The sequence below is a fragment of the Bathymodiolus azoricus thioautotrophic gill symbiont genome, from assembly GCF_001298715.1.
Taxonomy (GTDB): domain Bacteria; phylum Pseudomonadota; class Gammaproteobacteria; order PS1; family Pseudothioglobaceae; genus Thiodubiliella.
Genome location: NZ_CDSC02000364.1, coordinates 1 through 8,350 on the forward strand (window position 1 = coordinate 1; position 8,350 = coordinate 8,350).

The window sequence follows — 8,350 nt, forward strand, 5'->3', positions numbered from 1 at the left end:
TTATGGCGAGACATCAACATATTTGCAATTGGCAAAAGATATCGGGAATGAAAAATCTGTTCGAGCAGTTGCCAGTGCAAATGGTGCAAATGCCATTGCTTTAATCATTCCTTGTCATCGTATCATTGGAAACGATGGGAATTTGGTTGGTTATGGTGGAGGATTACCCATTAAGAAACGCTTATTAAAATTAGAGCAAAGTATTTTATAGATTTGGGTTTTGCGTCATTAATTTAGCGTTTTCTAAACTTGAATTTAGCAATCTTTGGCATTAATTGAGAGAATGGGATTTTTTCAAAATCACCAACTTCCTTCTTAACTGCATCAACCAATATCGTAATATTATCAATTGTATCAACAAATGAGTGGCTAATAATTTCTTGCAAGGCAAGCAAACCACCCATTTTAATTTTTGATTGCTGCCCAACTGATAAATTGGATTGATGATGAGATTTTAAGACAAAATCGCTATTGTCTCTTAGATGACGGTACAGAGATTGACAGTTATTTGAAGCATCTTCATTCAAACAAGTGCCAAATTCTTTTTCAGCCACGCAGTCTTTTGCAGAAAACTCACAGCCGCAACGACCACTTAAAATTAGATGCGAGAAAGGACAGGTGTGATGTTTATTTGTCATAACTACATTATAATAACACTCCATGAATTATTTACCAATTTTTATTAATATTACGCAAAAGCCCTGTTTGGTTGTGGGCGGTGGTGATATTGCCTATCGTAAGATTAACCTATTATTAAAAGCAAATGCACAAGTGAGCTGTGTTGCGCAAGCGTGTTGCAATGGTGTCACTCAGTTAGCAAAAAACAACACAATCACAGTTATTGAAAAAGCCTTTGAGCCAAGTGATATTAAGTCGCAAGTACTTATTGTTTCTGCCACTAATGATAGGGCGCTAAATGCACAAGTATCAGATTTAGCAAAAAACGCGAACATTCCTGTGAATGTGGTGGACTCTCCTGATTTGTGTACTTTTATTATGCCATCTATTGTGGATAGAAGTCCAATTGTGATTGCTATTTCATCAGCAGGAAAAGCACCCGTATTGGCGCGACTGATTCGTGCAAAATTAGAAAGCACCATTCCAAACGCTTATGGTAAATTGGCAGAACTGGCAGGTAGTTTTAGAGCACAAGTAAAAGCCAAATTTAACAATATCGAAGATAGGCGTTATTTTTGGGAAAAAGCCTTTTCAGGCGTGGTTGCAGAAAAAGTTTTCTCAGGCAAGACCGATGAAGCAGAGCTAGATTTACAAACGCAACTTGATAAGAGCACTGATAGTGAAATGGGCGAAGTTTATTTGGTTGGCGGTGGTCCAGGTGACCCAGATTTATTGACTTTCAAAGCATTACGACTAATGCAACAAGCCGATGTGATTTTGTACGACCGTTTGGTATCAGATGAAGTTATGGAATTGGTTAGACGCGATGCAGAGCTTATTTATGTCGGCAAAGAGCGTGATAATCATAGCGTCCCACAAGATGGTATTAATCAATTATTGGTGGATTTAGCCAAGCAGGGCAGACGCGTTTGTCGTCTCAAAGGTGGTGACCCATTTATTTTTGGGCGAGGCGGAGAAGAAATCGAAACTTTGGCTGAGAATGGCGTGCCATTTCAAGTTGTGCCAGGTATTACCGCCGCCTCTGGTTGCTCCACTTATTCAGGCATTCCACTTACGCATCGTGATTATTCACAATCTTGTCGCTTTGTTACAGGGCATCTAAAGGATGGTACGATGAATTTGCCTTGGGATGAGTTAGCAGTTGAGCAACAAACCATCGTTTTTTATATGGCACTTAAAGGTTCTAAACACCTTTCAGAGCAATTGCAAGCACATGGTATGCGTGGCGATATGCCAGTAGCCTTAGTTGAAAAGGGCACCACGCCTGAGCATAAAGTGCATACCACTACCTTGGCAAAACTTCCTGATTTAGTGGCAAATGAAACCATTCATGCGCCAACACTCATTATCGTTGGCGAAGTGGTTAAACTCAGAGAAAAATTAAACTGGTTTGATGCTGAAAGCTAAAGAACTATTTAGCAACAATTGACATCTTTCATGCCCATTGCCTTAAAGATTTTAGCTGCTGGACAAAAGCCAGTAAAGGCGGATTGAAATAAGTTAAAGCCAACAAAGAAAGTTAACCACAGCCAGTTTGGTTCATCAAAACTGATGCCGCTAAGTAATAGTGAGCACATAATAAAAATTCCTGCTATTGCTGATACTGTATTGTTTATTGTCACTGTCTTATCCTTCGTAGTTGTAAAGTTTCACATTCTAACATATACAAAAAACTCTATTTGGGTATAATGCTCTTTTCCAAGCGGGAGTGGTGGAATTGGTAGACACGCTGGATTTAGGTTCCAGTGTCGTAAGACGTGAGAGTTCGAGTCTCTCCTTCCGCACCATTTTTTGACAAAAAACCCAGTTACGAATAAACCGTAACTGGGTTTTTTTGTCTTTCACTATTCTACGGTGTTAGATTTTTATCTGTTTTGTAGTCCTTTGCCCATATATTGGATGACACGATTTATATTTATATTAATTCTTTAGGGTGTGCTCGGGTAAAATCTCTATTAATGAACACCATTATTCTACATACCCAAGATTTAGTGATTGCCAATAAAATGGCGGATGCTGTTGGTGTAGAGTTTGAGTCTCGAGCGACGCATTTTCGTTTTTCAATGGATAAGAAAATTAATATCGCACCCCTACGCGAGGCATTGGGCGTGGACATTAATTACTTGCCTGCGTTTGATTTTTCTAAGGCAGGGTTGTTTGTCAGTGATATGGATTCGACTTTGATTAATATTGAGTGTATTGATGAGATTGCGGATTTTGTCAATCTTAAAGCGCAAGTGGCTGCGATTACTAAGAGGGCGATGCAAGGGGAGTTGGATTTTAATGCGTCTTTGATTGAGCGGGCTGCTCTGCTTAAGGGTTTGGATGTGTCGGTGTTGAATCAAGTTTATACTGAGCGTTTGGGGGTGAGTTCTGGTGGTAGAGAACTGATTCAATTTTTTAAAACGCAGGGGATAAAAACAGCAGTTGTCTCAGGTGGTTTTAAATATTTCACCCAACGATTAGCGCAAGATATCGGCTTAGACCATGACCATGCAAATGAATTGACAATTAAGAATAATCAATTAACAGGCAAGGTGGATGGTGATATTGTTAATGCTACGACTAAGGCTGAGTTTGTTACCCAGTTGTGCAGGCAATATCAGATATCTTTGTCTCAGGCAATTGTGGCAGGTGATGGTGCGAATGATTTAGAAATGATGAAAATTGCAGGGTTATCTGTTGCTTATCACGCAAAACCCATTGTTGCTAAACAAGCAAATATAGTTATTGACTTTGGCGGTTTAGATATAATGATAGATTTTTTCGATGGTTAAGTTATAGTTATGTTGCCTGAAATTGGACATTTTGCGTTAATTCTATCTTTGATAGCAGCCGTTTTGCAAGTGGTGTTACCAAGTGTGGGAATGTTGCGCGGGTCGGTTGCTTTAATGCAACTTAGCAGACCTTTATTATGGATGCAGTTCTTTTGGATTGCGGTGTCATTTGCGCTACTGATGAATGCCTTTATGATGGATGATTTTTCCGTCAAATATGTTGCTAATAATTCTAATACTCAGTTGCCTGATATGTTTAAGGTGTCTGCTGTTTGGGGTGCACATGAAGGTTCTTTGTTGTTATGGGCATTGATATTATCGGCTTGGAGTGTGGCAGTATCTATTTTTTCTAAGCGCTTACCAACGCAAGTTTTGAATCATATTCTAATTATATTAGGGCTGATTAGTATTGGTTTTTTGTTGTTTTTGCTACTCACCTCTAATCCATTTGAGCGTTTGGATGTTGTGCCGACACAGGGGCGTGAACTTAATCCGTTGTTGCAAGATTTTGGACTTATTATCCATCCGCCAATGTTGTATATGGGTTATGTGGGAATGGCAGTACCGTTTGCTTTTGTTTTGTCATCGCTTATTCGTGGGCAGTTGGATTCTACATGGCTAAGATGGTCGCGTCCGTGGACATTGGTTGCTTGGGCATTTTTAACTTTTGGTATCGTATTGGGCTCTTGGTGGGCTTATTATGAGCTTGGTTGGGGTGGCTGGTGGTTTTGGGATCCAGTAGAAAATGCTTCATTCATGCCGTGGTTAGTAGCGACTGCGTTGGTGCATTCACTCAGTGTGAGTGAAAAGCGTGGTGCGTTTAAACATTGGACGGTATTGCTCGCTATTTCAGGTTTCTCTTTGAGTTTGCTGGGTACTTTCTTGGTGCGCTCAGGTATTTTAACTTCGGTGCATTCATTTGCTGTAGACCCAGAGCGTGGTTTATTTATCTTGATATTTTTAATGATTGTGGTTGGCGGTTCGTTGGGTTTATATGCACGGCGTGCCAGCTTAATGCGTAGTGGCAATCAATTTGCACCGTTATCCAGAGAGAGCGTCTTGTTGATTAACAATATTTTATTGGTAGCAGCAACATTGGTTGTATTTTTAGGAACAATGTACCCACTTTTATTTGCTTCATTGGGTTTAGGTAAAATTTCAGTTGGCGCACCTTATTTTGATTTCATGTTCGTTATTGTGATGATACCAGCGGTGTTGGTGATGGCAATTGGTGCATTTTTACGCTGGAAAAAAGACAGTGTAGACAGAGTGACTGATGTCATTATACATACGGCGTTTGTTGCCTTTACGATAACGCTAATTACCTATTTGTCACTAGATAATATTGCTGTGGTATTGGCCGTGTTTTTGTTTGTTTGGGTTGTATTGCATTCATTGTTGTTGTTAGCACAAAGACTGATTAGAAAAAACAATATCAATGGCGCTTTCTTGGGTATGCTATTGGCACATATTGGTATTGCTGTCTTTTTATTAGGTGCAACCGTTACCACGCAATATGGCGTGGAAAAAGACATTAAGATGAGTCCAAATGAAACGGTGGAAATTGAGGGCTATAGCTTTACTTTTAAAGGTGTTGATGATTTTAAAGGGCAGAATTACACAGGGCATAAAGGTGTGATTGAAGTGGCGTATCAAGGGGGTAAAATTGCGACTTTGGAGCCTGAGAAACGCCAATATGTGACAGGTATGCCAATGACAGAAGCAGCAATTGACCCGTCATTTTATCGAGATATCTATGTTGCCTTAGGTGAGTCTTTAGGTGAGGGTGTGTGGAGTTTAAGGTTGTATTACAAGCCATTGATTAGATGGATTTGGTTAGGCGGACTCTTTATTGCATTTGGCGCCTTATTGGCAGCGTTTGACAGACGCTACTGCATTAAAGTGAAGGCAAAGTCATGAGTTTATATCTGTGGTTTACGCTTATGTTGGTGGTTTCAGCGCTATGGCTGATTTGGTTTTTGTGTCGTCCGTTAAAGACCAGTGCACTTAATCTTGAAAAATCCAATATCGTATTGGGTAGACAAAAGCAGGCAGAGTTAGAACAAGACTTGCAAAGTGACTTGATTGATAAGCAAGTATTTGAACAAGCAAAAGATGAAATCGTACAAACTTTAAGTATTGAGATAAAGCAAACAAGTGATACTATTGACAGCACTCAACAAAGTGTTCCAATATGGCTGATTGCGCTGATTGTGGTGTTTTTGTTTGGGGCTTCTTTGTTTGTGTACCGTTCACTTACCTCACAATCAATTACTGCGCAGAATGTAGCAACAATGCAAACCTTGCAAGCACAAAAACCACCAACATTAGCACAAAGTATTGTTAGCATCAAAAAGCGCTTAAAAGAAAAGCCTGATGATGCCAAGGCATGGAGAATACTAGGCTTGGCATTGTTTGAGTCTGATGAGATTAGTCAGTCTTTAGAGGCGTATGAACGCTCTTATCAATTAGCGCCAAAAAATGTTGAAATGTTGGTTGAGTATGCTTCAACTTTGGCAACTTCTCAAAACAATCAATTTACAGGTCGTGTTTCTACTTTGGTGCGTGAGGCATTGGAAATTAATGCGAATTCATCAGACGCCTTGTATCTAGCAGGCTGGGTAGCGCTCAGTGTGCAGCAGTTTGATTTAACACAAAAACTTTGGCAAAAGGCACTATCATTATTACCTGAAAACCAACCAGAAAGAGTGATTTTACAGCGTATGTTGAACGAATTATCGCAAACGCAAAATGAAGATATTCAGCCAGCACAACAACATCAAGTAACACTCAATATCACATTATCTAAGCGTTTGCATCAGGCAGAGTTTCAAAATCATTATTTGATGATTTATGTTAAAGCTATGCGTGGCAGACCGATGCCGATTGCCATTGTGAAAATCAAGGTAAAAGATTTTGCGGGTGTTGTTACTTTAACCGATGAAAACTCGGTCATGTCAACTAGAAAATTATCTCAATCCTCAAAAGTCCTTGCTGTAGTGCGTCTCAGTAAGTCAGGTTCGGCAATACGACAAGTGGGCGATATTGAAGCAGTTAGTCAGGTTATTGATGTGAGAGATGATCCAACAGTAGAATTAAAGTTGTGACAAGCAACACACTGCAATTAGCCAGAGATTTAATTGCTATTAATTCGCTAACCCCAAATGATAAAGGTTGTCAAATATTGATGATTGATAGGCTAAAAAAAATCGGTTTTGAAGTTGATAACTTAAAATTTGGCGAGGTGGATAATTTTTGGGCGACGCGTAGGGATGGTAGTAATGACACCCCTATGTTTGTGTTTGCAGGGCATACCGATGTTGTACCAGTGGGTGATAATTGGAAAACTGACCCATTCAAACCAGTGGTAATTGATGGTATGTTGTATGGTCGTGGTGCGGCAGACATGAAAGGTTCGCTAGCGGCAATGATAACTGCAACTGAGCAGTTTGTTGTGGATTTTCCAAAGCATAAAGGCAGCATTGGTTTTTTAATTACTTCTGATGAAGAGGGGCCCGCTACTCATGGCACAGTTAAAGTGTGTGAGTATTTAAAAGCACAGAAAGAAACGATAGATTATTGTTTGGTGGGCGAGCCATCATCAAGTAAATATTTGGGTGATGTGATTAAAAATGGTCGTCGTGGTTCATTGAATGGCAGATTGACTTTGATTGGCAAACAAGGGCATATTGCTTATCCACATTTGGCCAATAATCCAATCCATTTAGCAATGCCAGCACTTGATGCTTTGTGTAATGAGTTGTGGGACGAGGGCAATGACTATTTTCCAGCGACCAGTTTTCAAATATCCAATATCAATTCAGGCACGGGTGTGACTAATGTTATTCCTGGCACGGTGGAAGTTGTGTTTAATTTCCGGTATTCAACGCAGTCTACTCATGAAGATTTACAACAAAGAGTTTTGGCAATTTTAGCGCAGTATAATTTTGAATACAAAATTGATTGGGAGCATTCAGGTTATCCGTTTTTAACACCAAAAGGTAATTTGGTTAATGCTTGCGTAGAAGCAATCAAAATTGTTAAAGGGCTTGATAGTAAACTCTCCACCTCAGGTGGCACTTCTGATGGGCGGTTTATTGCGCCAATATTAGAGGCACAAGTGGTGGAGCTTGGCCCGTTAAATGCCACTATTCATCAGGTTGATGAGTGTGTGAGTGTGCAAGATTTAGAGGATTTAAGTATTATTTATTATCAAATCCTTAAAAATATTCTTCTTTAGAAATAATGCGCTTTGATATCATTACGCTATTTCCTGAAATGTTTTGCGCGATTACAAAGGAGGGTGTGATTGCCCGTGGGATCAAAAAATCGCTATTATCTGTTAACACTTGGCAGTTGCGTGATTTTTCAGATAACAAGCACCGCAATATTGATGATGCGCCTTATGGTGGTGGTGCGGGTATGGTGATGCAAGTTAAGCCTATTCGTGATTGCATTCGTAAAATCAAACAAGAAAATCCAAATACAACAGTTGTTTATCTCTCACCACAAGGGGAAAAATTAGACAATAAATTGGTTGTTGAATTATCCAAACTTGAAACACTCACCTTATTATGTGGGCGTTATGAAGGTGTAGATGAGCGTATTATTGACAGCGATGTTGATAAAGAAATCTCTATTGGCGATTATGTCATTAGTGGCGGTGAATTAGCTGCGATGGTGTTAATTGATACTGTTAGCCGACAAATTTCAGGGGTATTGGGCAATCAAGATTCTTTGAATGATTCGTTCGCTGATGGCTTGTTAGATTATCCGCACTACACGCGTCCAGAAACCATTGATGGGCAAAGTGTCCCTGAGGTTCTATTGAGTGGACATCAGGCAAAGATTGATGCTTGGCGCACAGAACAAGCAGAGCAAAGTACCCATAAAAAACGCCCTGATTTACTAAAAAGATAGTCAATATTTTTTGT

Annotated in this window: 9 protein-coding genes and 1 tRNA gene; 8 read left to right on the forward strand and 2 right to left on the reverse strand. The window is 39.7% G+C overall.

Going from position 1 to position 8,350, the window contains the following annotated elements:
- Window positions 1-211: methylated-DNA--[protein]-cysteine S-methyltransferase (locus BAZSYMA_RS07100; RefSeq protein ID WP_143243141.1), on the forward strand; the 211-nt coding region annotated here is incomplete at its 5' end.
- 22 nt (window positions 212-233) lie between these two features.
- Here BAZSYMA_RS07100 and BAZSYMA_RS07105 read toward each other — a convergent pair.
- A complete protein-coding gene (locus tag BAZSYMA_RS07105) occupies window positions 234-638 on the reverse strand; it encodes a hypothetical protein (RefSeq protein ID WP_090717160.1) in 405 nt (134 codons plus the stop codon).
- Between the two features lie 22 nt (window positions 639-660).
- Between BAZSYMA_RS07105 and cysG the strand changes: the two genes are divergently transcribed.
- Entirely contained in the window at window positions 661-2,046 is a 1,386-nt protein-coding gene (gene cysG, locus BAZSYMA_RS07110) for a siroheme synthase CysG (protein WP_090717142.1), read from the forward strand.
- A gap of 8 nt (window positions 2,047-2,054) precedes the next feature.
- Here the strand turns inward: cysG and BAZSYMA_RS07115 are convergent, their stop codons facing one another.
- Entirely contained in the window at window positions 2,055-2,261 is a 207-nt protein-coding gene (locus BAZSYMA_RS07115) for a YgaP family membrane protein (protein WP_090717144.1), read from the reverse strand.
- Between the two features lie 80 nt (window positions 2,262-2,341).
- On the opposite strand from BAZSYMA_RS07115, the gene BAZSYMA_RS07120 reads away from it, so the two are divergent.
- From BAZSYMA_RS07120 to trmD, 6 genes are all read left to right on the forward strand, one after another.
- A tRNA-Leu gene (locus BAZSYMA_RS07120) sits at window positions 2,342-2,426 on the forward strand.
- Window positions 2,427-2,597: 171 nt separating this feature from the next.
- The gene (gene serB, locus BAZSYMA_RS07125; RefSeq protein ID WP_090717146.1) at window positions 2,598-3,416 is read left to right on the forward strand and encodes a phosphoserine phosphatase SerB; all 819 of its coding nucleotides are present in this window, start codon (window positions 2,598-2,600) and stop codon (window positions 3,414-3,416) included.
- Window positions 3,417-3,425: 9 nt separating this feature from the next.
- Window positions 3,426-5,336, forward strand: a complete 1,911-nt coding sequence (locus tag BAZSYMA_RS07130; protein ID WP_090717148.1) for a heme lyase CcmF/NrfE family subunit — start codon at window positions 3,426-3,428, stop codon at window positions 5,334-5,336.
- Window positions 5,333-6,523: a c-type cytochrome biogenesis protein CcmI gene (ccmI, locus tag BAZSYMA_RS07135; protein ID WP_090717152.1), complete on the forward strand. Its 1,191-nt coding sequence runs from the start codon at window positions 5,333-5,335 to the stop codon at window positions 6,521-6,523. Before BAZSYMA_RS07130 ends, ccmI begins: the two co-directional genes overlap by 4 nt.
- Window positions 6,520-7,656, forward strand: a complete 1,137-nt coding sequence (gene dapE / locus BAZSYMA_RS07140; protein WP_090717155.1) for a succinyl-diaminopimelate desuccinylase — start codon at window positions 6,520-6,522, stop codon at window positions 7,654-7,656. Before ccmI ends, dapE begins: the two co-directional genes overlap by 4 nt.
- 5 nt (window positions 7,657-7,661) lie before the next feature.
- Window positions 7,662-8,336: a tRNA (guanosine(37)-N1)-methyltransferase TrmD gene (gene trmD, locus BAZSYMA_RS07145; RefSeq protein WP_090717157.1), complete on the forward strand. Its 675-nt coding sequence runs from the start codon at window positions 7,662-7,664 to the stop codon at window positions 8,334-8,336.
- Window positions 8,337-8,350 lie beyond the last annotated feature (14 nt).

Coding starts and splice junctions, on each gene's coding strand:
- BAZSYMA_RS07105 (WP_090717160.1), bottom strand. CDS start 638: ATGACAAATAAACATCACACCTGTCCTTTCTCGCATCTAATTTTAAGT.
- cysG (WP_090717142.1), top strand. CDS start 661: ATGAATTATTTACCAATTTTTATTAATATTACGCAAAAGCCCTGTTTG.
- serB (WP_090717146.1), top strand. CDS start 2,598: ATGAACACCATTATTCTACATACCCAAGATTTAGTGATTGCCAATAAA.
- BAZSYMA_RS07130 (WP_090717148.1), top strand. CDS start 3,426: ATGTTGCCTGAAATTGGACATTTTGCGTTAATTCTATCTTTGATAGCA.
- ccmI (WP_090717152.1), top strand. CDS start 5,333: ATGAGTTTATATCTGTGGTTTACGCTTATGTTGGTGGTTTCAGCGCTA.
- trmD (WP_090717157.1), top strand. CDS start 7,662: ATGCGCTTTGATATCATTACGCTATTTCCTGAAATGTTTTGCGCGATT.